Source organism: Serratia sp. YWN4, assembly GCF_055790845.1.
Genome location: NZ_CM147696.1, coordinates 5,278,695 through 5,303,731 on the forward strand (window position 1 = coordinate 5,278,695; position 25,037 = coordinate 5,303,731).

Below are 25,037 nucleotides of genomic sequence, written 5' to 3' on the forward strand. Positions count from 1 at the left end.
GATAGTGGACGCCACGGTCAAAAATAATATCAGCATGATTGTTCGTCCTTATTCATCGTCATCGTCGAGATGATCGCGGATCATCGCCATAAATGGCGCACCAAAACGTTCCAGCTTACGCTGGCCGACGCCGTTCACGCTCAGCAGGTCGCTGGCCTTGATCGGCATCTGTTCTGCCATCTCCAACAGCGTGGCATCGTTGAAGACCACGTAGGGGGGGATATTCTCTTCGTCGGCGATCGATTTACGCAGCTTGCGCAGTTTGGCAAACAGCTTGCGATCGTAATTGCCGCCGTAGGATTTCTGATTGGCACTGCTGCGCACCTTCAGGCTCTGAATGCGCGGCACCGCCAAAGGAAGTTCGACTTCACCGCGCAGCACCGGGCGCGCGGCCTCGGTCAGTTGCAGTGCCGAATACATCGCAATGTTCTGGCTGATAAAGCCCAGGTGAATCAACTGGCGCAGCACGCTGGTCCAGTGTTCGGTGGTTTTATCGCGACCAATGCCGTACACCGGCAGCTTTTCATGGCCAAATTCGCGGATGCGCTGGTTATTGGCACCGCGCAGCACTTCTACCACATAGCCGATCCCGAAGCGTTGCCCGACACGGCCAATCGCCGACAGCGCCTTGCGGGCATCTTCCAGCCCATCGTAACGCTTGGGGGGATCGAGGCAGATATCGCAGTTGCCACAGGATTGCTGCTTGCCTTCGCCAAAGTAGTTCAGCAGCACCAGGCGGCGGCAGGTTTGCGCTTCGGCAAACGCGCCCATGGCATTCAGCTTGTGACGTTCGATATCCAGTTGCTGGCCCGCCGGTTTCTCTTCCAGGCAGCGGCGCAGCCAGGCCATATCGGCCGGGTCATACAGCAGGATCGCTTCCGCCGGCAGGCCATCACGCCCGGCGCGACCGGTTTCCTGATAATAAGATTCGATATTACGTGGAATATCAAAGTGCACCACAAAGCGCACGTTGGGTTTGTTGATGCCCATACCAAAGGCGACGGTGGCCACCACCACCTGTAAATCGTCACGCTGGAACGCTTCTTGCACCTGAGAACGGCGCTCGTTTTCCAACCCGGCGTGATAGGCCGCCACGCTCAGCCCACGGCTTTGCAAACGGGCGGTGGTGTCTTCTACCTTGGCGCGGCTGTTGCAATAAATAATGCCGCTCTTACCGCGCTGATCCTGCACAAAACGCCACAGTTGATCGAGCGGTTTGAATTTCTCTACCAGCGTGTAACGGATGTTCGGGCGGTCAAAGCTGCTGATCTGGATCAGCGGATCCTGCAATGCCAGCAGGCGCACAATGTCATTACGTGTGGCTTCATCGGCCGTGGCCGTCAGCGCCAGCACCGGCATCGCCGGGAAGCGCTGTTTCAACTGGCCCAGGGCGCGATATTCCGGGCGGAAATCATGGCCCCACTGGGAAATACAGTGCGCTTCATCCACCGCCAGCAACGCCGGTGGGCATTGCTCCAGCAGATCGAAGAAGCTGTCCATCATCAGCCGCTCGGGGGCGATATACAGCAGCTTGATCTTGCCGCTGCGGCAACCGGCCATCACCTCCAGTTGCTGCTCGCGCGTTTGCGTCGAGTTGTAGCAGGCGGCAGAAACGCCATAAGCGAGAAGCTGATCGACCTGATCTTTCATCAGCGAGATCAGGGGGGAGACCACCAGCGTCAACCCATCCATCACCAGCGCCGGGATTTGGTAGCACAACGATTTACCGCCGCCGGTCGGCATCACCACCAGGCAATCCTGCCCGCCGATGGCAGCGTTGATAATCGTTTGTTGGCCCGGACGGAACTGCTGGTAACCGAAGGTATCGCGCAATACCTGTTCTGCCAGCAACTCTCTGTTTATCACTGCTGCGGTTGACACACACTTCCCCATTTTTACGCTACGGCGATGCCCATAAGCACCGCTATTTGAACGGCAAGATTACATAATATCGTTAAGCATGACACCAACGCCAAGCCGTGTCTGCTGGAAGTTGTAATCAATCATCGATTCGCCATAACCGCTGAACAACTGGGTATAGAAGCGCACATGGCTGGTAATCGGATAGCTCCAACCCAGTTTTGCACCGCCGTACCCGGTGTTCCAGTTGTAGTAGCCATCAACACTGAACACGCTTTCACGCCAGGCATAGCCCACTTTCAGGCGGTAATAACCCATGTATTTGGTGATATCCGGGTTGTCGTCATTGCTGTCGCTTTCTGAAAAACGGAACCAGGGTTTGACTTCTACCTGCCAGTCACCGTTTTGTGCCATCAGGCGCGCATAGCCACGGTCCCAACTGCGGGAAGTGGGATCTTCGCGCCCGTTGGATTCATGGTTGATACCCACTTCGATATCACGCAGCGTCCAGCCAGCAAATTGGTAATCCGTTGCCCAGCCCAGGAAGATCTGCGGCTCATAGTTGGTTTCACGGAACGGGGCCGATTCCTCATGGTTGGAGAGCTGCCACCAGGAACGTTGGGTGTAGGAAGCCCCCAGCAGTGAATTCTCACCGGCAATCCCTTTCCAGATCGGGAAAGCCAGGCTCAGTTGAAATTTCACCTCATCCTTATTGGCATTCTTAGCCCAGTTATAGGATTCAATGGCTTCTTTATTGAGATCGCTGGTCTCGGTATAGATGAGGTAGTTGGGTTCATACGCATAAAAGGTGAATGGCCCGTCATAATTTTGCAGCATGCCGGAAATAATGCTGCCACGTACCAGACCTGCTTGCTTCTTGGCCTCATCAGCCTGCACCACCGTTGGCGCTAACAGCATCGCCATAACAACCCCAGACAGAACGCGCATGATTTTGATCACTCCAGAAAGATTAGGAAAAGACCTGAAATAAAAGCAGGCCATTTTACACACAAAGAATCATTTACCGCACTAGGCTGTGTCCCTCAATTACATATTCGTCGTAAAAACAGCCGAATACAGCCCAGTTGAACCATCGACAGGTAGTTCCTCGCCGTCTTTTCATAACGTGTCGCTATGCGGCGGTTTTCTTTCAGCAAACCAAAGCTTCTTTCTACAACATTGCGCCTACGATAAATCTCTTTATCAAATCGGGTTCGTCCATCTGTACTGGCCTTCTCATTCGACTTATGCGGAATAACGACCTTGATACCACTCCGCTTTAAGTCACTACGTAATGCCTTGTTTGAATAGGCTTTATCAGCGAGAACGGCCTTGCCTCGACGCTTCATAAAACCATTTTTTCTTAGAACGCCGATGCCATCTAATAACCGTAGCGCAAACTGACTTTCATGAGCTTGACCCGCACTCAGCACGATATTTAAAGGGAGCCCGTTTCCGTCTGTTGCCAGATGGATTTTGGTGCCATAACCGCCTCGTGAGCGACCCAGGCCATGATCACTGGCGATATCGGGATGTTTTTTTGGGCACCGGCAGCACAACGCATTGCACGAATATTGCTACCATCCAGAGAGATAGCCGACCAGTCGAGCAGCTTATGCTCATCAAGAATGGACAGTAACTTATTGAATATAGAGTTAATGATGCCTTTTTTTGCCCACCGGTTGAAACGGTTGTAGACGGTTTTCCATGACCCATAGCGTTCGGGTAAATCACGCCAGGGAGCCCCAGAGCACAGCACCCAAAACATGCCATTGATGACTTTACGGTGTTCACTATAGGGATGCCCAGGGCGCTGAGAGCGTTCTGGAGGTAATAATGGCAGGATGAGTGCCCATGCAGCATCAGGAAGATCGTAGCGAGCCATAGCGATAACTGTTTGAAAATTAGGTGATCAGTATACCATTTTTAATTGAGGGACACAGCCTAGGAATACGCAGACGGGATAAACCTGGAAAGCAACAAAAAATAAGCATAAAATCTACAAATGATTAACCTGGACTGACCAGTTAGCCCAGTCACAACAGTTAAGAAGAAAGGAACTATGTCGCATACATTACTCACCCTAGAAGCCGCACGCCAGAAAATAGGCGAGATCTTTGTCTACCACATGCCGTTTAACCGTGAGTTGGGGCTGGAGCTGCGCCGCTTCGACGACGACGTTGTCGAACTCACCTTTACCAATCAGCCTAAACTGGTGGGCAATGCCGCGCAGAACATCCTGCATGGCGGCGTGATCGCCTCGGTTCTGGATGTGGCCGCCGGATTGGTCTGCGTCGGCAGCGTGCTGATGCGCCAGGATCCGCTGATCGAAGAAGAGCTGGCTTCACGCCTCTCGCGTATGGGCACCATCGATTTACGCGTCGATTATCTGCGCCCCGGCCGTGGCGAGCATTTTACTGCCACCGCCAGCGTGCTGCGCAGCGGCAACAAAGTCGCCGTCGCGCGCGTTGAGCTGCACAACCACGATGGCCTGCATATCGCCAGTGCTACCGCCACGTATCTGGTGGGATAAGCTAAATTGTGTCCCGTAATGACGGGACACAACCTACCCTCTTCAAGTAAAATCGCCGCATCTTCTTTTCCCCACCCGGTAACTGTCATGGATGTGAAACAAACGCGGCAGGGCATTCTCTTTGCTCTGGCCGCTTATTTTATTTGGGGTATCGCCCCGGCCTACTTCAAGCTGATCCAACAGGTGCCCGCCGACGAGATCCTCACTCATCGCGTGATCTGGTCATTCTTCTTTATGTTGTTATTGGTGTCACTGGGGCATCACTGGCCGCAGGTGCGCGCGGCCTGCCGTAACCGCAAGCGGCTGCTGCTATTGGCGGTGACCGCACTGCTGGTGGGCGGCAACTGGCTGCTGTTTATCTGGGCGGTGAATAACCATCATATGCTGGAAGCCAGCCTGGGCTATTTTATCAATCCGCTGGTCAACGTTCTGCTGGGGATGTTGTTTCTGGGCGAGCGTTTCCGCCGCATGCAATGGGTAGCCGTCACGCTGGCGTTCACCGGGGTGCTGCTGCAACTGTGGCAATTCGGTTCCTTGCCAATCATCGCGTTAGGTTTGGCCTTCAGCTTTGCCTTCTACGGCCTGTTGCGCAAGAAAATTGCGATTGATGCACAAACCGGCATGCTGATCGAAACCCTGTGGCTGCTGCCGGTGGCCGCGATCTACCTGTTCCTGATCGCCGACAGCCCAACCAGCCACCTGAGCGCCAACCCTTGGTCGCTGAACCTGCTGTTGGCCGCCGCCGGGGTGGTGACCACGGTGCCGCTGCTGTTCTTTACCGCAGCGGCCACCCGCCTGCGCCTCTCTACGCTCGGGTTCTTCCAATATCTGGGGCCAACGCTAATGTTCCTGCTGGCCGTCACTTTCTACGATGAAACCATCGGCCAAGACAAACTGGTCACCTTTGGCTTTATCTGGGCTGCGTTGCTGCTGTTCACTTTGGATGCGCTCTACAACCAACGCAAGCGGCGTTAACTTAGCGCTTTTTTGCGATTCTGATCAAGAGTGGGCGATAGCCGGGTGATAAGCCGCGCCATCGCCGGGCCGGTGAGCAGAATGGTGAACAGACGCAGCGTCTGCATTGCCATTACAAATGACATATCCACCCGGCTGCCAGCGGCAATAATAGCCACGGTATCCAGCCCACCCGGGCTAGTTGCCAGATAGGCCGTCAGCAGATCGACCGACAGAAACTGCGTCAACAGCCAGGCCAACCCGCCGCAAAACAGCATCAACCCGATGATAGACACCACCATCTGCGGCAAGGTACGCAACGCCAGCAAAAATATCGGCCGGGTAAAACGCAAGCCAACGCTCCAGCCAATCAGCGTGTAAGCCAGCGCCAATAACCACTCCGGCACCTGCAACGTCATGGTACCGGTGGCGTGAAACGCCGCGCCAATAATCATCGGCAACATCAGCGAACCGGAAGGAATGCGCAGGCGTGGGCCCAACCAGCAACCTGCGGCGGCAATAGCCAAGGTGCCGAGAAAGCGCCAGTCAAGCGGCGGGAACCACACCAGATTGACACTGCCGTGCCCAGCCTCATCACCCAAGCCGATGCGTGCCACCATCGCCGCCGCGGTAGCAACAAACAGCACGCGCAGATACTGCATAAACGCCACCAGCCGAACATCCGCCCCGTAATCCCCTGCCATTGCCACCATGGCCGATGCGCCGCCGGGGGAAGACCCCCATGCGCCGGTTGAACCGGGTAAATCACTGAAGCGCACCAGGCACCAGCCCGAGAAACCACTGGCCATCAGCGTCGCGATCAACACCAGCAGCACCAGCGGCCAGTCAGCCAGCAGAGGGGTGATAATGGCAGGGGAAATACTTTGAGCAATCATGCAACCCAGCACCGCCTGCGAGGCAATAAAAAAGGGTTCGGGAATACGTACCGAGGCACCGAGCAACCCCATCGCGACGCCGACGATCATCGGCCCCAGCAACAATGCGGCGGGAATGTGGAAAACCTGCAAGCCAAAACCCAATGCCAGCGAAGCCAGTAACAGGATCAACCATTGAACTAAAGGGGGGAAACGCTCCATCAAAACCCATGCCTTACGGACTACCAAATATGGGCGCTATTCTACCCTTATTTAGCAGGCTAAGGGTGAACCTGTTGCAAATAGTCAGGTAACTAAGAGGGCATCAATTGTCTTGGATAAGGGACAAAAACTCATCTCTGGTATTCAATACGTTAGCCCTCTTTTCATCGTGCCTAACCACCAGATAAACATCGATATTTAACCTCTCATTCGCTTCCTGATCCAGTTTACGGTAGCACAGCCCTTCACGGGTAGAGACACACATCGATTGCGGCATCAATGCCATGCCTTTTCCACGGGCAATATTTGCCAGCATAATCAGCGAATCATCAGGTTCTGATTGGCGCTTCAGCACAAAGGGCAACTGCTGCAAATAAGCCTCACACTTATCGTAATAAACCGGGTTAGCGCTGCGAGCAAACCAGTAAAGGGGTAAATCAGCCACCTCGCTCAACGCAACACGGTCTTGAAGGCTGGCTGAGTGTGAAGCAGGCATCGCCAGCATCAGCGGCTCACGATAGAGGCGATGGAAACAGAAATCTTGCGCATTGTCGGCCGTAGTTTCCCCCACCAATGCCATATCCAGATTACCGCGCGCCAGAATTTGCAATAGCTGCCTGGAAGTCAGTTGGTGGGAAGAGATGTCATCAATATTCGTTAGTTGTTCCAGGGCGCTGTAGAGCGTTGGGATCTGAGTGAAATCCAACGTACGAGTCACACCGATCTTCACTCTTTCGCTCTCCACTTGCAGCCCTTTAACCAAACCAGTCAGTTGGCTGATCAGCTGTTTCGCTTGCTCCTCCAACTGTTGGCCAATATTCGTCAAATGAACTTGATGGGTATCACGGGTAAACAGGGGGCAACCGATCACCTCTTCCAGACACTGGATTTGCCGTGTCAGCGGGGGCTGGGTCATTCGCATGCGTTCGGCAGCACGACGAAAATTCAGCTCATGGGCAACGGCAAGAAAACACTGCAATTGCCTGATAGTCGGCAATTTCACATTAAAATTCATCAGTTACTGGCTCCAGCATTGTGCTGCCACTGTGGGATCCAAAGAGCACTTAAGCCCAGGGTTTGGCTTTCCATAAATACGTATGAGCAATCCACAACATTCCACGTTGATACAATAGTTATATTACAAAACTAACACTTCTCTAATGTTATTAGCTAGTTATTGTAAAGCCTCTCAACATTAGCAAAGGAGGTTTCACCATGCCTGCCAAATACGCCCTGCTCATGGGCTCCCCATTAAAAAAACCACGTTAATACCCAGCCACAGAAAAATCGATAGGAACACCATGAACACTAGAACGCATGACCACCAGGGACTAACGTTGAAAACCTGGCTGGCATTGATCATCCTTGCTCTATCCACCTTTACCATCGTCACTACCGAACTGGCCCCCATTGGCTTACTGACACCGATGGCCAAAGGTTTGGGCCAGTCTGAATCCATGATCGGACTAACGGTGACACTCTATGCATGGGTTGGCGCCATCAGTGCGCTATTGTCGTCACTCTTTCTCGGTAATTTGCCAAAAAAACCGTTGCTGCTGATCCTGACTTTGATCATTTTGATTTCCAACAGCCTGTGCGCCACGGTAGATAATTATTCGTGGCTGCTGTTTGCCCGCGTGATTGGTGCGCTGGCGCATGGGGCATTTTGGGCGATGATTGGAGTAACAGCCGTTTCACTGGTGCCTGTACGATTTATTGGCTTAGCCACGTCAATAATGTTTGGCGGCGTTTCTGCTGCCAGCGTCTTCGGTGTACCGCTATCGAACTATATCGGATTGAACATCGGCTGGCGTACCGCTTTCTGGCTGATGTCGTTGCTAAGCATCGTAGCGTTTGTCGGCATAGCATTGATTGTCCCGGCGGTGAAACACCAGAGTACGCTAGGCATAGCGGCCTTACGGCAGGTCATGCGCTCCAGCGCACTGTGGAAAATATACATAGCGACCCTGCTGGCCATTACCGCTCATTTTGCCGCCTTCACCTTTATCGAACCCTGGCTACACGGCGTTGCCTCCGTTTCGTCCAGCATGATCCCTGTGGTGCTGTTTGTCTTCGGAGTGGCGGGTTTGGCGGGTAATTTCCTCACCGGTGCGCTGATAGATAAATGGTTGAAACCGATGGTGGCACTTTCTGTGATGCTAATTGCCGCCACACTGATTGCATTGGGGCAATTAAGTAACAGCCTAACCAGCAGTGAAATCCTGTTGCTGGTGATTGTATGGGGTTTGGCGGTCTCGGGCATTTTTGTCGGTTTCCAAACCTGGGTGCTTCGCTTGGCTGGGGATAACGCTTTCCCAGCCACAGCCATTTATGTGTCGTTCTTTAATGGAGCAATTGGCAGCGGCGCATTAATCGGTGCATGGCTGGTTTCACTGTTCAGCATCCCGGTTCTATTGGGGATCGCCGGTATTGCGATTGCCTTCACCTTGTTACTGGTGGCAGTGATCCCTGCTCAGGTAGTTAAAAACACCGTTCTGACAGAAGAAATCGCATGAGGACACGCACTGAGGCGGTAAAAGGTCATTAGCAAAAGGGGCTGAAAACTCAGCCCCTTTTGCCCTAGCTTACAGCCAATTCTTGCGCTTGAAATATAGGTAAGGCGCCAGCCCCGCCAGCAGCATCAGGAGAATGGCCCCTGGATAACCCAATGACCACTTAAGCTCCGGCATAAAGTCGAAGTTCATCCCATAACTGGAGGCCACCAGCGTTGGCGGCAGGAACACCACCGACACCACCGAGAAGATCTTGATGATGCGGCTCTGCTCGATGTTGATAAAACCCATCGCCGCCTGCATCAGGAAGTTCACCTTCTGAAACAGCGATTCGTTGTGCGGCAGCAGGGATTCGATGTCGCGCAGCACTTCACGCGCCTGTTCCAACTGGCCGGTTGGCAAACGCGCCTTGCGCACCAGGAAGTTCAGCGCACGCTGGGTATCCATCAGACACAGCCGCACCTTCCAGCCGATATCTTCCAGTTCCGCTAACGTTGATAGCGCTGCGTCATATTCATCCCCTGGATGGCCTTCCATAATTACCCGGCTGAGTTTTTCCAGATCGCTGTAGACGTTTTCGATCTCATCAGCCAGTTGTTCGATCTTGGTTTCAAACAGATCCAACAACAGCTCGTAAGCGTTACCCTCCATCATTCTCTGGTTGCGGGCACGCATACGATAAAGCCGGAACGCAGGCAGTTCGCGCTCACGCAGGGTATACAGGCGGCCATCACGGATGGTGAAGGCCACCGTGGAGTTACCCGCGTGATCTTCGGCATCCTCAAAGTAGAAAAAGGAGTGGATATGCAGGCCGTCTTCATCTTCAAAGAAACGGGCGGAGGCTTCGATGTCGTCCAGTTCCGGGCGTGTTGCCAGGCTTTGGCCTAACTCGGTTTGCACGCGCTCACGCTCGCCCTCCTCTGGCTCAACCAGGTCAACCCACAGCGACATGGTCAAATCGTCTGAGTCATCCAACTCCAGACGGGATAAGCGGCCGTTATCTAATTGAAAAGCGCTTAGCATGTGCCAAAACTCCCCTATGGTGACGGGTAGAGACAACGCGTTGAAGCACAGAAATCGAGGGAGGAATTGATTACCAGCTCGTTCCAGACCATGAAGAGATCTGACTCAGAGCGACACAAAGAAGGTCGCCGACAACCACGAAGGGTATCAGCGCGATGGGATAGCCTTAGAAGTTGTACCTGTTGTTGTCCAGGTCATTGAGCCAGTATCTACTGGGTGTGTCCAAGGCGTGTGTCCTCATTGATAATAGTGCGCGCATGTTACGCCGAGAAGAAAAAGCCTGTCAACACGTAGACAGGATAATTGCGCCACAATTCATCACGCGGGCTGTGGGCCTGTCACAATTTGCTAACAGAGGCCCGGCGCTGTAGAAAAACACACAGCGATCTCTGACCGCAACCCGGAAAATTGCTAAGATTAGGGCACAAAACCCTTGCGGAATAACCCTATGAAACAGATTACCGCCCACGACCTGACGACCATGAGCGAGCAGGCCGCCAAAGTAGCACGCCTGCGCGCGCACCGCACTTTACATGAAGAGTTAAGCGATCCGGTGCAACGATTGGCGATCGCCATGGAGCCGGGTACCTATATTCGCCCACATCGCCATCCGCAAACCTGGGAATTATTGACTCCGCTGCGTGGCCGCTTTGTGGTGTTGCAGTTCAACGATGATGGCGTCGTCACCCAACGCACCCTGCTGGGCGAAGAAACCAAAGTGCTGGAGATGCCCGCATCGACCTGGCACGCCGTGCTGTCCGTCGATCCAGGTGGTGTGGTGTTTGAAGTGAAACAAGGCCCTTATCGCGCGCTGGCAGAAGAAGATTGTATGGCCTGGGCACCGCCGGAAAGCGGCGAAGGTATTGAAGCGGTGATGCGTTGGTATGCCACCGCCAAAGTGGGCGATCGCTACCCTCATTGAGGCAAATTATCGGGGCACGGCAAACGGTGCCCCGATCACCCTCAGTTAAGCCGTTTCCAGCCTGGCATAAGCCGCCACCAACCACTTGATCCCTTCCCCCTGAAACGCAATCTGCAACCGGCTGTGTTCACCGCTGCCTTCCAGGTTGACGATCGTGCCCTCACCAAACTTCGGATGGCGCACGCGCTGGCCCAGTTTATAGCCGGTATCGTTCTCGCTGATTGGCGTACCCATGCGGCGATGATTCACCGGGCGCGAAACGCTGGCGCGCAGGCGCACCTCTTCCACACATTCTTCCGGGATTTCACCAATAAAGCGCGATGGACGGTGATACACCTCTTTGCCGTACAGGCGGCGGGTTTCAGCGTAGGTCAGCGTCAGTTTCTGCATCGCGCGGGTTACGCCGACGTACGCCAAGCGGCGTTCTTCTTCCAGGCGACCACCTTCATCCAGCGACATCTGGCTCGGGAACATGCCCTCTTCCATGCCGACGATAAACACCTGGCGGAACTCCAACCCTTTGGCCGAGTGCAGGGTCATCAGTTGCACCGCGTCCTGATAGGCATCTGCCTGGCCTTCGCCCGCCTCCAACGCGGCATGGGAGAGAAATGCCTGCAATGGCATCAGATCCTGATCTTCATCCTGATAGCTGTATTGGCGGGTGGCCGTCACCAGTTCTTCCAGGTTTTCGATGCGCGCCTGACCTTTCTCACCTTTTTCCTGCTCATACATGATGAACAAGCCGGAATCGCGGATCACCCGGTCAGTTTGCACATGCAGCGGCATCTCTGCGGTTTCATGCGCCAGTGAATCCACCAGTTCAATAAAACGCTGCAACGCAGAGGCTGCACGGCCCGCCAGCACCTTATTCTGCAACAGCTCCCGCGTTGCCTGCCACAGCGTCAGTTGCCGATCGCGCGCCGTTTGGCGCACCACGTCAAGCGTGCGATCGCCAATGCCGCGCGTTGGGGTATTCACCACACGCTCAAAAGCGGCATCGTCGTTACGGTTAGCGATCAGGCGCAGATAGGCCAGCGCGTCTTTGATTTCCTGGCGTTCGAAGAAGCGCATGCCGCCATAAATACGGTACGGCATCGCGGTTTGCAGCAACGCCTCTTCTAATACGCGCGATTGGGCGTTACTGCGGTACAGGATCGCGCAATCGTTCAGCGCCCCGCCGTTGTCCTGCCAGGATTTGATACGGTTGACCACAAAGCGCGCTTCGTCCAGCTCGTTGAAGGCACAATAGATCGAGATCGGTTCACCTTCGGCCCCTTCGGTCCACAGGTTTTTGCCCAGTCGCCCGTCGTTATTGGCGATCAGGGTGTTAGCCGCTTTCAGGATATTGCTGGTGGAGCGATAGTTCTGTTCCAAGCGCACCGTTTCTGCGCCGGGGAAATCCTTCAGGAAACGCTGAATGTTTTCCACCTGCGCACCACGCCAGCCGTAGATTGACTGATCGTCATCGCCCACGATCATCACGTTGGCCTTATCCCCCGCCAGCAGGCGGATCCAGGCGTACTGAATCCGGTTAGTATCCTGAAATTCGTCCACCAGAATGTTGGTGAAACGATCACGATAATGATTGAGGATATGCGGCTTATTCAGCCACAGTTCATGAGCGCGCAACAGCAGCTCGGCGAAATCCACCAGCCCCGCCCGATCGCAGGCTTCCTGATAGGCCTGATAAATCTTCAGCCAAGTGGCCTCCACCGGGTTGCCGTAGCTTTCGATATGTTGCGGGCGCAGGCCATCGTCTTTTTTGCCGTTGATGTACCACATCGCCTGACGCGGTGCCCACTGTTTCTCGTCGATGTTCAGCGCGCGCACGATGCGTTTGATCAAGCGCAGTTGATCTTCGCTGTCGAGGATCTGGAAATCCTGCGGCAGGTTGGCGTCCATATGGTGGGCACGCAGCAGGCGGTGCGCCAGCCCGTGGAAGGTGCCGATCCACATGCCGCCCTGGCTGGTACCAATCAGGTGTTCAATGCGGTGGCGCATCTCCGCCGCCGCCTTATTGGTAAAGGTTACCGCCATGACCGAATACGGCGAGCAATTCTCCACCGCCAGCAGCCAGGCGATGCGATGCACCAGCACCCTAGTCTTGCCGCTGCCCGCGCCCGCCAGCACCAACAGGTTGCTGCGTGGCGCAGCCACGGCTTCACGTTGTTTATCATTCATGCTGTCGAGCAGATCGGAAACGTCCATAGGCACCATTAATTGGTAAAGGGAAAGTGTGCGTTCTGCGTGCTTTCCACTGGAGATTTATACAGATTACGGGAAGGATTATAACAATGCTGTCAACGATGCCAACTGCGAAATCTCAATATGTGGTAGCAAACGGCTGTCATCGGCCTGCATCAGGCTGCGTTGACGATCGTTGATCCAGCAGGCTTGCAGGCCCGAACGCAATGCGCCAGCCACGTCGGTGGTCAGATCGTCGCCAACGTGCAGGATCTGCTCCGCTGCCACACCCAACCTTGCGGCGGCCAACTGGTACATATCCTGATAAGGTTTGGCGCGGCCATCCGGCCCCGATCGCAACACAAACTGGAAGTAACCCTCTAACCCACACAGCGCCGGATCGGCGTTGCCGTTGGTGATCGCCACCAGCGGATAGCGCTGCCCCAGCGCCTTTAACGTGGCATGGGTGGCCTCTGGTATTTCAATACGGCTGCGCCACAGGGCAAAGTTCTGCATGGCCGCATCCGCACCGATGGCCGCTTGTGCATCGCGCAGCCCTTGGCGGCTCAGCGCCAGATGGACCGCACGCCAGCGCCATTGCGTGACGTCGTGGTAAATCTCCGGGTCCTGTTCACGCAGTTCCTGCCGCAAGCGATGAAAATCCGCCGACTGGAAACCGCTCAACCCCGGATGATAACTCTGCAAAAAAGCCACCGACTGCTGCTCGGTCTGTGTGATCACCGGGCGATTGTCATACAGCGTATCGTCTAGATCGAAGGTCAACGCCGCCAGCGGGCGCAGTGGACGGTAAAAATGCATCAGGATTTCCCCCGTTTGGCACGTGGATGCGCAGCATCATACACTTTCGCCAGATGTTGAAAGTCGAGGTGGGTATAAATTTGTGTGGTAGTCAGGTTGGCGTGGCCCAATAACTCCTGCACCGCGCGCAGATCGCCGCTCGATTCCAACATATGCGTGGCAAAAGAGTGGCGCAGCTTGTGCGGGTGAATATGGCTGTTGACCCCCTGTTTGACGCCCCATTCGGCAAAACGCTTCTGCACGTTGCGCGCCGAAATACGTTTGCCTTGGTTGGAGAGGAACATCGCATCGTCAGCCGGTGCAAACAGATCGCGCAGCGCCAGCCAGTGTTGCAGCCAGGTGATCGCCATGCGGCCGATCGGCAGTTTGCGCTCCTTGCTGCCTTTGCCCACCACCCAGATTTCACCGGCGGCCAGATCGACATAGCGGCAATCCAGCCCCACCAGTTCGGCAAGACGCAGCCCGGCACCGTACATCACCTCCAGCATGGCGCGATCGCGCACCGCCAGCGGATCGTTGAGATCAATGTTCAGCAATTGATTCATTTCATCAACGTCGATATTTTTCGGCAGATGGCGGCCACTGCGCGGCGTGCGGATCCCTTTCGCCGGGTTGGCGCTCAGTACACCCTGGCTGACCAGCCAATCCAAGAAGCTGCGCAGCGCTGAAAGGCGCAATGCCAGGCTGGAAGACTGCAACCCGGCCCGTTTACTGCGAGCCGCCAGTTGGCGCACGCGGGCGGCGTCCAGCATCGGCCATGTGCTGACGCCGAGATCGGTCGCCAGCACAATCAGCGCCTGCAATTGGCGCGAATAGCTGATTTGAGTGAGTGGGCTAAGCTGGCGCTCGACCTTCAGATAGCGCAGAAAAGCGTCCACCGGCGGTTGCAGGCTGGCCGCTGAGAGGCTCATGCGCGTTCGATCCAGCGTTCCAGCAGTTCCGGCAGCATGCGCGCCAGTTGGTCGAGCATCACGGTGCCCATCCCCTGCTGATAATGTTGCGTGTCACGGCTGCTGAAAATCACCATGCCCAGTTCGCCCTGTTCCCCGAGCAATGACAGAGCCACCGAACCCACCTGCTTGGCCTGCGGCAACAGCAACAACAGCTCAGGGCCATTGAGGCTACCGAGATAATGCGCTTGACTGCCCAGGCGCTGAATACGCAAGGGTTCAAACGCCGAACGCGCCAGGCCAAGATGGGTGAAATCAGACGGCGCACCGATGTTCCAGCGATCGTTAAACAGACGGATATTAGCCCCCGCCAGACCAAAACCGCGCGCCCAGCGCTGCAAGCGGTTCAGCATATCCTGCAAGCTGCTGGCGATGGCCAGATCGGCCTGCAAATGCAGCAAACGGGCAAACAGCGTTTCGTTGCCGCTGGCCTGTTCCATCAGCAAGGTGATCTCTTCTTCCAACTGGGTGATGTGGTTGCGCTGCCGCGCCAGATGCCACTCCACCAGCGACACCGTGCCACGCACCGGGTGCGGCACGCGCATTTGCTCAACCTGACGCGCGTTGCGGATAAAGAAATCGGGATTCTGTAGCAGATACTGCATGACGGTATCGTCATCAAGCTCAATACCCGTCACTGCCTGGCTCTCTACGCTCTTCATAGATGAATAAATCCGTCATAGACATGGGTCGCAGGACCGGTCATAAACAAAGGGTTACCCGGCCCTTTCCAGCGGATATGCAGGCTGCCGCCCGGCAGTTCTACATGTACCTCTTCTGACAGCAATTCTTGTTGGATACCGACCGCCACCGCCGCGCAAGCACCGCTGCCACAGGCCTGCGTTTCGCCTGCGCCGCGCTCGTAAACACGCAGCTTGATATGTTCGCGGCTCACCACCTGCATAAAACCAATGTTGGCACGCTCAGGGAAACGTTCGTGCCCTTCCAGCACTGGGCCGAGAAACTCGACCTTGGCGGTTTTGACATCGTCCACCTGCAACACACAGTGCGGGTTGCCCATCGAGACAACACCACATAACACAGTATGCTCCGCTGCGCGCATGATGTAGGTTTTTTCTGCCTTGGTGGCGCGGAATGGCACGATCTGCGGATCAAAATTCGGCTCACCCATGTTGACGCAGACCAGATCGTCGTCGGTCACGCTCAAAACCATACGCCCGGTCTGGGTGCTGACGCGGATATCGCGCTTGTTGGTCAGCCCTTTCAGCCGCACAAAGCGAGCAAAGCAGCGGGCTCCGTTGCCACACTGCGCCACTTCGCTGCCGTCCGCATTGAAAATACGGTAATGGAAATCGAGTTCTGGATCGTAAGGCGGTTCGACGATCAGCAGTTGATCAAAACCAACGCCCAAATGCCGATCGGCCAAGCGGCGGATCAGCTCAGGTGAAAAGTAGACATTCTGTGTTACGGCATCGACCACCATAAAGTCGTTACCCAGACCGTGCATTTTGGAGAACTGCATATCATACTCCGCTATCTGGACGCGCTATCCGCCTGACATCCACGGTGACCTCGGCCACCTAAGTTGGTTGTGACGGGTTGCTCATCGACGGTTATTGCTGAGTGCCAGCGGCTTGTGGTTGATTTTTGCCTACATTATCAGCATTTGTCGTCGGTTGTGCTGCTGGTTTGTCATTAGGTGGGAAATACAGCGGGCCTTTCAGACCACAACCAGAAAGCCCGGCCAGCAGAACGGCCATCAGCGCATAGCGTAGTTGTTTTTTCATTTGCATTAATGCCTGTAATTCATGCGTCCAAGCTCACTATAATCGCAGGTGGATCATGAAAAGCAATAGGAATCGAATATGAACGACAGCGAGTTTCACCAGTTAGCCGACCAACTGATGCTTGATATTGAACAGACACTGGATGATTTTGACGGCGATGCGGACATCGATTACGAAACTAACGGCGGCGTCATGACGCTGAGCTTCGAAAACGGCACCAAGATTGTCATCAACCGTCAGGAGCCGCTGCATCAGGTATGGCTGGCCACCAAAACCGGGGGTTATCACTTTAACCACCGTGACGGTGCCTGGTTCTGCGATCGCAGCGATCGTGAGTTCTATGAATTGCTTAGCGAAGCCGCCAGCGCTCAGGCAGGGGAAGCGGTCAGTTTTGGTTGAGACCTTGCCAAGGGGCGCGGATCATCGCGCCCCAGACAACGAGTTGGCAATATTTAAAGCGTGGCCAGCTCTACAAGAGTTTGGGGGTATCTGTCGATCATTTTGATCAACAATACCGCTTGTTTGTTCGGCTTTGCCAAGCCTTGTTCCCAGTTCTGATACGTGGTCACACCGGTATGCAGGTACTGAGCAAAAACGGCTTGTGATAATTTCAATTTTTCACGCACAGCTTTTAGCTCTACCGGAGTCATTGATGGCACCTTGGCAGTGACACGATGAGTACGCAGCGTTCTTTTGCCCGCATTATGCGTCCCCCAAGCTTCCATACCTTCTTGAAGCTCTTCAAAAATGTTACGTTCACTCATCAATTCCCCCTCTTCTTCGCCTGTTCGAGCATGCCACGCAGCAACTCCTGCTGTGGTCTGGTCAAATCATCTTTCTGGTCTTTATCATACAAAGTGAACAATAAGAATTGTGATTTCTCCAGATACCAATAATAAATCACTCGAATCCCACCCCGCTTACCCTTCTGTCGTCTTGAGTCAGCAAAGCGAATTTTTCGCAACCCACCGGTGTGTTTGATTACGTCACCACACTCAGGGTTTTTCAACAACGTCTGTTGCAAATCGCGAAATTCATCGTCGGTTAGATATTCTGCTCGGTACCGCTCAAATGGCGGAAGTTCTATAAACAAAGCTTCCATCACAACACCGTTAACTATCCTTAGTAGGAGAAAATTTTATCCCCAAGTTAGGGATATATCCATACCTATTCTGAGACTGGCCCTAGGCTAATACAGTTGGAATTGCTGTTTCAGAGGCTGGACGGGATTACCGTCAGAAAGAGTGACACACAGGCTCGACAACGTATTACTGCGGAATGGGATCACCTGAGTGCGATCATCAATTTGCACAATCTGATAGAACTGCGGCAGGTTGAAGTTGATGAAACTGGAACCGTAGGTAAAACGATCGTGCGATGAAGAGTAGAAGCGGCTGACATCGCGCACCAGCTCTTCTTTGCTGCCTTCACAATGGTGATACACCTCAATCCGGTTCGACTCATCCAGAATATAGATATTGAAGCCTTTCTGATCTTTGGTGTCTTCGAAGAAGAACTGGATGATCCCTTCACTGGCAAAACCATCTACCACCGCTGGCAGATGCACCTGATCGGCTTCCACCTTGATCGACAGGCCATGCAGTTTGTTGTGAGAGATGGCCCCGTAAAACTCCACCGCGTTCTCCAACTTTTGCACCGACACGCTCAGGCGCTCAAAGAACAGCCCCCAGGTTTGCCCGGCGACGCGCACCGCTTTAAAGCGGCCCGGTTCAAGACGAGTGCTGGAAAGACGCAGTTCAATGCACTCGGAAACCAACTGCTGAATGCGGGTACGGATCAGGCCACGCAGATGCTGGCTGTAGCAGAACACCTCTACCGATTCTGGCGGCGCGGCATCCTGGTGCATTTTGCCCAGAATGGTTTTCAACGCTTCAAGCACCGATTGTTCACCGCTGAAATGCAGAGTACGCACTTCGTTCCACGAGTTGCGGTACAGCAGATCGATACTGCCAACCAGGCATTGCTGTTGCTGGCCGAAGCTGAACACGTCCAGTTTGCGGAAATCAAAATGCACCACCTGATTGCGGAAGGCGGCTGTCGGATCGTTTTCCAGGTTGACGATAATCGCCAGATGGCGGATTTCACAGGGGCTATACAGTGCTTTCGCCGTCGGAGTTGGCAAACGCAGCGGGAAATGATGTGACACATCAGCGACCAGTTCCTGCAATTTGGCAGGATCACAGATATCAGCGCTCTTGATATGCAAACGGGTCTGCGGCGTCAACAGGCCGTTGAAATAGGCCCAGGCCACCAGCTTGTTCAGGTAACGGTTATATTCCAGCGGCTGATGGCTGACGATGGCGCTCATGGCCGGAGCCTGATTATACAGATACCAGCCGGTACGGTTGGCGCGGCCCGCCGGTACGTGAATAAAGGTTAAATCGTTTTCCGAAAGATCCGGCGAAATCTGCGGGTTCACCAACGTCACTTTACCCGGCAGCGCTTCAAATGCGGCGTACAGTTTGCGGGTCAGCACCCCGATATCCTGCGGGCTGGCGCTGACGCTGAGGTTGTTGCGACGAGCGAAGCGGATCAGATTACGATAGCTCTGCATCATCGCGTCCAGCAGTTCGTTATGGGCTTCGCGCACGCGCTCGATCTTCCAGTTGGCGCGATTATCCAGGATCGCCAGGCGCTCTTCACTCCAGCCCCAATCGCTGACCAACTGACCCAGAATTTCTCGCCGCCAGCCGACGCAGGCTTTGGACAGCGACAGTTTTTCGCAGACTTTCAGGTAGAAACAGCGGCGGACTAGATCGAGGCGGGTAGTATCATTGATTTGTGTCAGATAATGGGTGACGCGTTCCAGCATCATGCAATAGGCATCGAGGCCAAAACAGACAATTTCCCCTTGATGCAGACGCTGTTTGATATCCATCGCCAGCAGTTGCGTATTGGGGTATTCCCACGAATACGCTTCAAGCAACAGCGTTTTCAGCACCGCCTTGTAAGGCGAATCGATACTCTTGTACAGTTGCCACAGGCTGGCACCGAAGTATTCTTCGGCTGAAAGCGTGCTCAGCCCGCCGAGATCCAGCCATTCATTCGGCGTTAATGCCCCCTGCGCATACAGCGACAGGACATATTCATCGTAATGCGCTTCTTCTTCACCCGGCACCATGTTCCACAGGATGCGTTTCCCTGCCAGGCGAACCGCAGAACGGTAGAACTCATCCAGCAACAAAATGTGTTGGGTAGAACCGCAGTCCTCACCGCCCAGACTGCCGCTTTCGTTATGGCGGAAGCGGTTTTCGTCAATCAGGAAGAAGCTGACCTCCACTCCCATCGAGGCCGCCCACTTTTCCAGCAGGCTGCATTTCTGCTGTAAACGGTTACGCTCTTCGTTATCGAGCCAGGATTGGTGACACACCCAGATATCCAGATCCGAGGTACAACTCTGGCCGATCGACGAGGTGCTGCCCATGGTGTAAACGCCGGTGATCGGCAGTTCGCCACAGGCCATCTGCTCAAACGGGCTGCCCCATTTTTCTTCTAAATCAGTAATATAGTCTTTCTGGGTTTCATCAGGGGCGTAGAGACATACACCGTGGGGAACGTTACCCGTGAGGTAACCCGGCATCAGTGGATGGTGGTGGTGCAGTAAGGTAGGCAGCAGACTATACACCCGTTGGAACGCGGGCTTCATGGCCGCCAAGGCACGATCAACACGTAGTTGGTTAATCGCATCCAGTCTCTGTTTCAGTGTCTCGATGTAGAGGTACAAGACGTCTCGCCTGATTATCCTGGTACTTGAAAAAAACCCGTATTCCATCTGCGTCTTTAGTTTAGAAGAATATTTGACGACTTATTGCTGGAAACGTGATCAATCTAACACCTTGCCGATTGACCGTAAAGGAGGTAAAGCGACACACTTATTCTCGCGCTTCTTTAAACGATTTACCCGGCCCCAATACTCCCTCACGTCTCATTGATTCCGTTGTCCTTTCTCCGCCTATGGCTTCTGACACTGACAGTTTTCGTGCTCAGTGGTAGGATGGACGGCGAATTATAAAAACGGTAACCCGCATGTTAGACAAAATTATTCGAATTGCCACCCGACAAAGCCCACTGGCACTGTGGCAAGCGCATTATGTGCAACAGCGTCTGATGGTAAGCCACCCTGGCCTGCAGGTAGAACTGGTGCCGATGGTGACTCGCGGCGACATTATTCTGGATACCCCGCTGGCCAAAGTTGGCGGTAAAGGCCTGTTTGTGAAAGAACTTGAGCTGGCTTTGCTGGAGGGCCGGGCGGATATCGCCGTTCATTCCATGAAGGATGTGCCAGTCGCTTTCCCTGAAGGCTTGGGGCTGGTAACCATTTGCGAGCGCGACGATCCACGCGATGCCTTTGTCTCCAACCGTTTTGCTTCTCTCGATCAACTGCCGCTGGGCAGTGTAGTGGGCACCTCCAGCCTGCGCCGTCAGTGCCAACTGCGTGAACGTCGCCCGGATCTGCTCGTGCGCGATCTGCGCGGCAACGTAGGCACTCGCTTGGCCAAACTGGATAACGGCGATTACGACGCCATTATTCTGGCCGTCGCCGGGTTGAAGCGCTTGGGGCTGGAGCAACGCATCCGTTGCCCGCTAAGTGCAGAAGAATCCCTGCCCGCCGTTGGCCAAGGTGCAGTAGGTATTGAATGCCGCCTTGACGACGACGTTACTCGCGCCCTGCTCGCACCGCTCAACCATCGCGCCACAGAAATCCGCGTTCGTGCTGAACGGGCGATGAATACCCGGCTGGAAGGCGGCTGTCAGGTTCCCATTGGCAGTTACGCTGAACTGGAAGGCGATCAACTGTGGTTGCGCGCGCTGGTCGGCGCGCCAGACGGCAGCCAGACGGTGCGCGGTGAACGCCGCGGCCCGGCCGCTCTGGCCGAGCAGATGGGCGTTGAGCTGGCAGAAGAGCTGCTGGCCGCAGGTGCCCGTGAAATCCTGCATGACGTTTATCAGGGAAATCCTCCGGCATGACCATTCTGGTAACCCGCCCTTCTCCGGCAGGAGAACAGCTGGTGGGCCGCCTGCGCGCACTCGGCCGGGTTGCCTACCATGCGCCGCTGATCGATTTTGCCCCAGGAGCGGATCTGATTAAGCTGCCCGATGCGCTGGCTCAGTTGAGCGATGGCGATCTGGTGTTCGTGCTGTCGCAGCACGCCGTCAGCTATGCCAATTCCGTGATCAACCGTGCTGGGCTTCAATGGCCTACCCACTTGTCTTATTATGCGATAGGCCGCACCACCGCGCTGGCGATGCATCGTATCAGCAGCCTGCCGGTAGAGTATCCGCGCGAACGTGAAATCAGCGAAACGCTGCTGCTGCTGCCAGCATTGCAGAAACTGACGGGCAAACAGGTATTGATCATGCGTGGCAACGGCGGCCGCGAGCTGCTCGGTGACACGCTGAGCGAGCGCGGTGCCGCTGTCCGCTATTATGAATGCTACCAGCGCAGCCCGGTTCACTATGATGGCACAGAACAAAGTGCCCACTGGCAGCGGGCCGGTGTCAATACGCTGGTCGTGACCAGCGGTGAAATGTTACAACAGCTCTATACTTTAGTTCCTGATTACTATCGTTCTTCATGGCTGTTACGCTGCCACCTGATAGTCGTCAGTGAACGCTTGGCTACTCTCGCGCAAGAATTGGGCTGGAGCTCAATTCGGGTAGCTGATAATGCTGATAATGACGCGCTGATGCGCGCGCTACAATAACCAGACTATGGGATGTGCCACTATGACGGAACAAAACACTCCATCCGCCCCGGTTGAAGAGCCAACCCTTGCGGTCAAGAGCCCCCAACAGCCAGACGCTGATCACCGTAAAGGGAAAAGTACCGGCCCGGTACTGGGTGCGATCGCTATCGTGCTGGTCATCGCACTGGGTGTTGGCGGCTATTACCACACGCACAAACAGGCGCAGGCGCTGATCGCAGCCAACCAGGCCTTGGTGCAGCAGTTGACCGATCTGAGACAAAGCCAGTTGCAGGGGAAAAATGCGCTGGAAGCGTTAATGCAGCAGCAGGCTAAAACGCTGGATGCTACCGATCACGAGCAAACCACCCTGGCCCGCCAGTTGAATGAATTGCAGGAGAAAGTCACCACCATTTCCGGCAGCGATGCCAAAACCTGGCTGCTGGCCCAGGCCGACTTCCTGGTGAAAATGGCTGGCCGTAAGCTGTGGAGCGATCAGGATGTCACCACGGCAGCCACGCTGCTCAAAAGCGCCGATGCCAGCCTGGCAGAGATGAACGATCCCAGCTTAATCGACATTCGCCGCGCCATCACTGAAGACATCGGCTCACTCTCCGCCGTTGCCCAAGTGGATTTTGACGGCATTATTCTAAAGGTGAATCAGCTTTCTAATCAGGTGGATGATTTGCGCCTGGCGGATAACAACAAAGATGAAACGCCGATGGATCAAGACAGCAGCGAGCTTTCCAGTTCATTGAGCGAATGGCGCCAGAACCTGACCAAAAGCTGGCACAATTTTATGGCTGACTTCATCACCATCCGCCGCCGTGATACCCATGCGGAACCGCTGCTGGCACCGAACCAGGATATCTATCTGCGTGAAAATATCCGTTCGCGCCTGCTGGTGGCAGCACAGGCGATCCCTCGTCATCAGAACGAAGTGTATAAACAGTCGCTGGAAACCGTTTCTACCTGGGTACGTGCCTACTTTGATACCACCGATCCGGCCACCAAAGCCTTCCTGGATGAGTTGGACAATCTGAGCCAACAACCGATTTCCATGGATGTGCCACAACAGTTGAAGAGCCAGCCGCTGTTGGAAAAACTGATGCAGACCCGGGTACGCAATCTGTTGGCCCAGGCACCTGCCACTCACCAGGAGGGATAAGCCATGTTACGCGTGTTATTCCTGTTCCTGGTGCTGATCGCCAGCGTGGTGGTGGGGCCAATGCTGGCTGGCCACCAGGGCTATGTGCTGATTCAGACCGACAACTACAACGTTGAAACCAGCGTCACCGGCTTGGTGATCATGGTGATCCTGCTGTTCCTGGTGCTGTTTGTGATCGAATGGATCCTGCGCCGTATTTTCCGCACCGGTGCCCGTACCCGTGGCTGGTTCCTGGGCCGCAAACGTAGCCGGGCGCGCAAGCAGACCAAAGCCGCGTTCATCAAGCTGGCAGAAGGTGATTACAAACAGGTCGAAAAACTGCTGACACGTAATGCCGATCATGCAGAACAGCCGGTGGTGAACTATCTGCTGGCGGCCGAAGCGGCACAGCAGCGCGGTGATGGGTTCAGAACCAACCAGTATCTGGAACGTGCGGCCGAAGTGGCCGACACCGATCAGTTGCCGGTAGACATTACCCGCGTGCGTATCCAACTGGCCCAAGGCGAAGCACATGCCGCACGCCATGGCGTCGATCGCCTGCTGAATCAGGCGCCTCGTCACCCGGAAGTGCTGCGGTTGGCAGAGCAGGCTTATTTGCAAACCGGGGCTTACGCGTCATTGCTGGAAATCCTGCCTTCGATGAGCAAAATCAACCTGCACACCGAAGACGAACTTCAGGCGTTACAGCAGCAAGCCTATATCGGCCTGATGAATCAGGCGATGGCAGATGAAGGAAGCGATGGCCTGAAACTCTGGTGGAAAGATCAGAGCCGCAAAACACGCCATGAAGTCCCGCTGCAGGTGGCGATGGTGGAACACCTTATTGAATGTGATGACCATGAACTGGCGCAGGATATCGTGCTCAACAGTCTGAAACGCCAATATGATGAACGCCTGGTCTTACTGATCCCACGCATCAAGTCCGGCAACCCGGAGCAGTTGGAGAAAGCCTTGCGCCAGCAGATCAAGCAACACGGGGCGACCCCGTTGCTGAGCAGCACGCTGGGCCAGTTGCTGATGAAGCATGGCGAATGGCAGCAGGCCAGTGATGCCTTTAATGAAGCGCTGAAGCAACGCCCTGATGCCTATGACTTCGCCTGGCTGGCCGATGCGTTGGAAAAACTCCACCGCCCTGATGAGGCTGCGCAGATGCGCCGCGAAGGGCTGATGCTAACGTTGAAACAAAACGGCGAGTAAGCCTTCTCTTTCATACCATCAGAACGCGGCCACTGCACTTGGCTGCGTTTTTTTTCGGTTGAATTTTACCTTCCCCCTAATACATACCCTTAACTCAGAGGGTATAGGCAAAAAAAAACACTTGCCGTATAGGCAAGTGTATAAGAAGCAATCAGGTCTAGAACAACAGGGGTGGTGCCTCACTCAACGTTATGCCCGGAGTGTGATGAAGCAGTTGCTTTCATCGTTCTGGTGGACAATAGGCACCCTAAAATTGGCTCTGCATCATTCCTGGGTTTATGAAGCCTGAGGCGAACATAAGAGATGGAATGAGCATCTACGAGATAGATATTGCACTTCGCGTGCCAATTTATGAAAAATCATA

The 25,037-nt window shown here is 54.7% G+C and carries 24 protein-coding genes; 9 read left to right on the forward strand and 15 right to left on the reverse strand.

The genetic code is table 11. The features are described 5' to 3' along the window. Positions 1 to 48 precede the first annotated feature (48 nt). The 3 genes from recQ to ACX9GT_RS24280 form a co-directional block, all read right to left on the reverse strand. The gene (recQ, locus tag ACX9GT_RS24270) at positions 49 to 1,881 is read right to left on the reverse strand and encodes an ATP-dependent DNA helicase RecQ (protein ID WP_473189078.1); all 1,833 of its coding nucleotides are present in this window, start codon (positions 1,879 to 1,881) and stop codon (positions 49 to 51) included. Positions 1,882 to 1,941: 60 nt separating this feature from the next. Then, complete coding sequence (pldA, locus tag ACX9GT_RS24275; RefSeq protein WP_473189079.1) at positions 1,942 to 2,808, reverse strand: phospholipase A; 867 nt, start codon at positions 2,806 to 2,808, stop codon at positions 1,942 to 1,944. A gap of 95 nt (positions 2,809 to 2,903) precedes the next feature. Then, a protein-coding gene (locus ACX9GT_RS24280; RefSeq protein ID WP_473188083.1) for an IS5 family transposase occupies positions 2,904 to 3,745 on the reverse strand; the annotation gives its coding sequence in 2 pieces (ribosomal slippage) (positions 2,904 to 3,403 and positions 3,403 to 3,745; 843 coding nt in all). A gap of 177 nt (positions 3,746 to 3,922) precedes the next feature. Between ACX9GT_RS24280 and ACX9GT_RS24285 the strand changes: the two genes are divergently transcribed. Both ACX9GT_RS24285 and rarD read left to right on the forward strand, forming a co-directional pair. Continuing rightward, positions 3,923 to 4,393 carry a thioesterase family protein gene (locus ACX9GT_RS24285; protein WP_076943526.1) on the forward strand — a complete coding sequence of 157 codons (471 nt, stop codon included), beginning with the start codon at positions 3,923 to 3,925 and terminating at the stop codon, positions 4,391 to 4,393. Positions 4,394 to 4,480: 87 nt separating this feature from the next. Next, entirely contained in the window at positions 4,481 to 5,368 is an 888-nt protein-coding gene (rarD, locus tag ACX9GT_RS24290; RefSeq protein ID WP_473189080.1) for an EamA family transporter RarD, read from the forward strand. Here rarD and ACX9GT_RS24295 read toward each other — a convergent pair. Both ACX9GT_RS24295 and ACX9GT_RS24300 read right to left on the reverse strand, forming a co-directional pair. Next, positions 5,365 to 6,444, reverse strand: coding sequence for an AbrB family transcriptional regulator (locus ACX9GT_RS24295; RefSeq protein ID WP_473189081.1), 1,080 nt, complete (start codon positions 6,442 to 6,444; stop codon positions 5,365 to 5,367). The genes rarD and ACX9GT_RS24295 overlap by 4 nt on opposite strands. A gap of 103 nt (positions 6,445 to 6,547) precedes the next feature. Then, a complete protein-coding gene (locus ACX9GT_RS24300; RefSeq protein ID WP_473189082.1) occupies positions 6,548 to 7,459 on the reverse strand; it encodes a LysR family transcriptional regulator in 912 nt (303 codons plus the stop codon). A gap of 286 nt (positions 7,460 to 7,745) precedes the next feature. Between ACX9GT_RS24300 and ACX9GT_RS24305 the strand changes: the two genes are divergently transcribed. Further along, positions 7,746 to 8,960 (forward strand): MFS transporter, encoded by a 1,215-nt coding sequence (locus tag ACX9GT_RS24305; RefSeq protein WP_473189083.1) that lies wholly within the window; start codon positions 7,746 to 7,748, stop codon positions 8,958 to 8,960. Between the two features lie 69 nt (positions 8,961 to 9,029). On the opposite strand, the gene corA is transcribed toward ACX9GT_RS24305, so the two are convergent. Beyond that, positions 9,030 to 9,980, reverse strand: coding sequence for a magnesium/cobalt transporter CorA (gene corA, locus ACX9GT_RS24310; RefSeq protein ID WP_473189084.1), 951 nt, complete (start codon positions 9,978 to 9,980; stop codon positions 9,030 to 9,032). A gap of 448 nt (positions 9,981 to 10,428) precedes the next feature. On the opposite strand from corA, the gene ACX9GT_RS24315 reads away from it, so the two are divergent. After that, positions 10,429 to 10,902 carry a WbuC family cupin fold metalloprotein gene (locus ACX9GT_RS24315; RefSeq protein WP_473189085.1) on the forward strand — a complete coding sequence of 158 codons (474 nt, stop codon included), beginning with the start codon at positions 10,429 to 10,431 and terminating at the stop codon, positions 10,900 to 10,902. Positions 10,903 to 10,947: 45 nt separating this feature from the next. Here ACX9GT_RS24315 and uvrD read toward each other — a convergent pair whose 3' ends face one another. The 6 genes from uvrD to lptM form a co-directional block, all read right to left on the reverse strand. Then, positions 10,948 to 13,110 (reverse strand): DNA helicase II, encoded by a 2,163-nt coding sequence (gene uvrD / locus ACX9GT_RS24320; RefSeq protein WP_473189086.1) that lies wholly within the window; start codon positions 13,108 to 13,110, stop codon positions 10,948 to 10,950. 78 nt (positions 13,111 to 13,188) lie between these two features. Further along, complete coding sequence (gene yigB, locus ACX9GT_RS24325; RefSeq protein ID WP_473189087.1) at positions 13,189 to 13,905, reverse strand: 5-amino-6-(5-phospho-D-ribitylamino)uracil phosphatase YigB; 717 nt, start codon at positions 13,903 to 13,905, stop codon at positions 13,189 to 13,191. After that, a complete protein-coding gene (xerC, locus tag ACX9GT_RS24330) occupies positions 13,905 to 14,816 on the reverse strand; it encodes a tyrosine recombinase XerC (RefSeq protein WP_473189088.1) in 912 nt (303 codons plus the stop codon). The genes yigB and xerC overlap by 1 nt, the downstream gene beginning before the upstream one ends. Beyond that, positions 14,813 to 15,517, reverse strand: coding sequence for a DUF484 domain-containing protein (locus ACX9GT_RS24335; protein WP_473189089.1), 705 nt, complete (start codon positions 15,515 to 15,517; stop codon positions 14,813 to 14,815). The genes xerC and ACX9GT_RS24335 overlap by 4 nt, the downstream gene beginning before the upstream one ends. Further along, complete coding sequence (dapF, locus tag ACX9GT_RS24340; protein WP_473189090.1) at positions 15,514 to 16,338, reverse strand: diaminopimelate epimerase; 825 nt, start codon at positions 16,336 to 16,338, stop codon at positions 15,514 to 15,516. Before dapF ends, ACX9GT_RS24335 begins: the two co-directional genes overlap by 4 nt. A gap of 91 nt (positions 16,339 to 16,429) precedes the next feature. Beyond that, the gene (gene lptM, locus ACX9GT_RS24345) at positions 16,430 to 16,603 is read right to left on the reverse strand and encodes an LPS translocon maturation chaperone LptM (RefSeq protein ID WP_473189091.1); all 174 of its coding nucleotides are present in this window, start codon (positions 16,601 to 16,603) and stop codon (positions 16,430 to 16,432) included. A gap of 78 nt (positions 16,604 to 16,681) precedes the next feature. Here lptM and cyaY point away from each other — a divergent pair, with 78 nt between their 5' ends. After that, positions 16,682 to 17,002 (forward strand): iron donor protein CyaY, encoded by a 321-nt coding sequence (gene cyaY / locus ACX9GT_RS24350; RefSeq protein WP_473189092.1) that lies wholly within the window; start codon positions 16,682 to 16,684, stop codon positions 17,000 to 17,002. A 53-nt stretch (positions 17,003 to 17,055) separates the two neighbouring features. Here the strand turns inward: cyaY and ACX9GT_RS24355 are convergent, their stop codons facing one another. The 3 genes from ACX9GT_RS24355 to ACX9GT_RS24365 form a co-directional block, all read right to left on the reverse strand. Beyond that, the gene (locus ACX9GT_RS24355) at positions 17,056 to 17,367 is read right to left on the reverse strand and encodes a helix-turn-helix domain-containing protein (RefSeq protein WP_473189093.1); all 312 of its coding nucleotides are present in this window, start codon (positions 17,365 to 17,367) and stop codon (positions 17,056 to 17,058) included. Then, positions 17,367 to 17,705: a toxin gene (locus tag ACX9GT_RS24360; protein WP_473189094.1), complete on the reverse strand. Its 339-nt coding sequence runs from the start codon at positions 17,703 to 17,705 to the stop codon at positions 17,367 to 17,369. The genes ACX9GT_RS24355 and ACX9GT_RS24360 overlap by 1 nt, the downstream gene beginning before the upstream one ends. Before the next feature lie 87 nt (positions 17,706 to 17,792). Continuing rightward, a complete protein-coding gene (locus tag ACX9GT_RS24365; RefSeq protein WP_473189095.1) occupies positions 17,793 to 20,348 on the reverse strand; it encodes a class I adenylate cyclase in 2,556 nt (851 codons plus the stop codon). Positions 20,349 to 20,650: 302 nt separating this feature from the next. Here ACX9GT_RS24365 and hemC point away from each other — a divergent pair, with 302 nt between their 5' ends. From hemC to hemY, 4 genes are read left to right on the forward strand one after another with little or no spacing between them, the layout of a single operon-like run. Then, positions 20,651 to 21,592, forward strand: a complete 942-nt coding sequence (hemC, locus tag ACX9GT_RS24370) for a hydroxymethylbilane synthase (protein WP_473189096.1) — start codon at positions 20,651 to 20,653, stop codon at positions 21,590 to 21,592. Then, the gene (hemD, locus tag ACX9GT_RS24375; protein WP_473189097.1) at positions 21,589 to 22,329 is read left to right on the forward strand and encodes a uroporphyrinogen-III synthase; all 741 of its coding nucleotides are present in this window, start codon (positions 21,589 to 21,591) and stop codon (positions 22,327 to 22,329) included. The genes hemC and hemD overlap by 4 nt, the downstream gene beginning before the upstream one ends. A gap of 22 nt (positions 22,330 to 22,351) precedes the next feature. Beyond that, positions 22,352 to 23,476: a uroporphyrinogen-III C-methyltransferase gene (gene hemX, locus ACX9GT_RS24380; protein ID WP_473189098.1), complete on the forward strand. Its 1,125-nt coding sequence runs from the start codon at positions 22,352 to 22,354 to the stop codon at positions 23,474 to 23,476. Between the two features lie 3 nt (positions 23,477 to 23,479). Further along, on the forward strand, positions 23,480 to 24,673 hold the full coding sequence (gene hemY, locus ACX9GT_RS24385; protein WP_473189099.1) for a protoheme IX biogenesis protein HemY: 1,194 nt from the start codon (positions 23,480 to 23,482) through the stop codon (positions 24,671 to 24,673). Positions 24,674 to 25,037 lie beyond the last annotated feature (364 nt).

Coding starts and splice junctions, on each gene's coding strand:
- xerC (WP_473189088.1), bottom strand. CDS start 14,816: ATGAGCCTCTCAGCGGCCAGCCTGCAACCGCCGGTGGACGCTTTTCTG.
- cyaY (WP_473189092.1), top strand. CDS start 16,682: ATGAACGACAGCGAGTTTCACCAGTTAGCCGACCAACTGATGCTTGAT.
- rarD (WP_473189080.1), top strand. CDS start 4,481: ATGGATGTGAAACAAACGCGGCAGGGCATTCTCTTTGCTCTGGCCGCT.
- pldA (WP_473189079.1), bottom strand. CDS start 2,808: ATGCGCGTTCTGTCTGGGGTTGTTATGGCGATGCTGTTAGCGCCAACG.
- corA (WP_473189084.1), bottom strand. CDS start 9,980: ATGCTAAGCGCTTTTCAATTAGATAACGGCCGCTTATCCCGTCTGGAG.
- dapF (WP_473189090.1), bottom strand. CDS start 16,338: ATGCAGTTCTCCAAAATGCACGGTCTGGGTAACGACTTTATGGTGGTC.
- ACX9GT_RS24305 (WP_473189083.1), top strand. CDS start 7,746: ATGAACACTAGAACGCATGACCACCAGGGACTAACGTTGAAAACCTGG.
- hemC (WP_473189096.1), top strand. CDS start 20,651: ATGTTAGACAAAATTATTCGAATTGCCACCCGACAAAGCCCACTGGCA.
- hemX (WP_473189098.1), top strand. CDS start 22,352: ATGACGGAACAAAACACTCCATCCGCCCCGGTTGAAGAGCCAACCCTT.
- ACX9GT_RS24295 (WP_473189081.1), bottom strand. CDS start 6,444: ATGGAGCGTTTCCCCCCTTTAGTTCAATGGTTGATCCTGTTACTGGCT.
- hemD (WP_473189097.1), top strand. CDS start 21,589: ATGACCATTCTGGTAACCCGCCCTTCTCCGGCAGGAGAACAGCTGGTG.
- ACX9GT_RS24300 (WP_473189082.1), bottom strand. CDS start 7,459: ATGAATTTTAATGTGAAATTGCCGACTATCAGGCAATTGCAGTGTTTT.
- ACX9GT_RS24315 (WP_473189085.1), top strand. CDS start 10,429: ATGAAACAGATTACCGCCCACGACCTGACGACCATGAGCGAGCAGGCC.
- ACX9GT_RS24335 (WP_473189089.1), bottom strand. CDS start 15,517: ATGAAGAGCGTAGAGAGCCAGGCAGTGACGGGTATTGAGCTTGATGAC.
- ACX9GT_RS24360 (WP_473189094.1), bottom strand. CDS start 17,705: ATGGAAGCTTTGTTTATAGAACTTCCGCCATTTGAGCGGTACCGAGCA.
- hemY (WP_473189099.1), top strand. CDS start 23,480: ATGTTACGCGTGTTATTCCTGTTCCTGGTGCTGATCGCCAGCGTGGTG.
- lptM (WP_473189091.1), bottom strand. CDS start 16,603: ATGAAAAAACAACTACGCTATGCGCTGATGGCCGTTCTGCTGGCCGGG.
- yigB (WP_473189087.1), bottom strand. CDS start 13,905: ATGCATTTTTACCGTCCACTGCGCCCGCTGGCGGCGTTGACCTTCGAT.
- ACX9GT_RS24355 (WP_473189093.1), bottom strand. CDS start 17,367: ATGAGTGAACGTAACATTTTTGAAGAGCTTCAAGAAGGTATGGAAGCT.
- ACX9GT_RS24285 (WP_076943526.1), top strand. CDS start 3,923: ATGTCGCATACATTACTCACCCTAGAAGCCGCACGCCAGAAAATAGGC.
- uvrD (WP_473189086.1), bottom strand. CDS start 13,110: ATGGACGTTTCCGATCTGCTCGACAGCATGAATGATAAACAACGTGAA.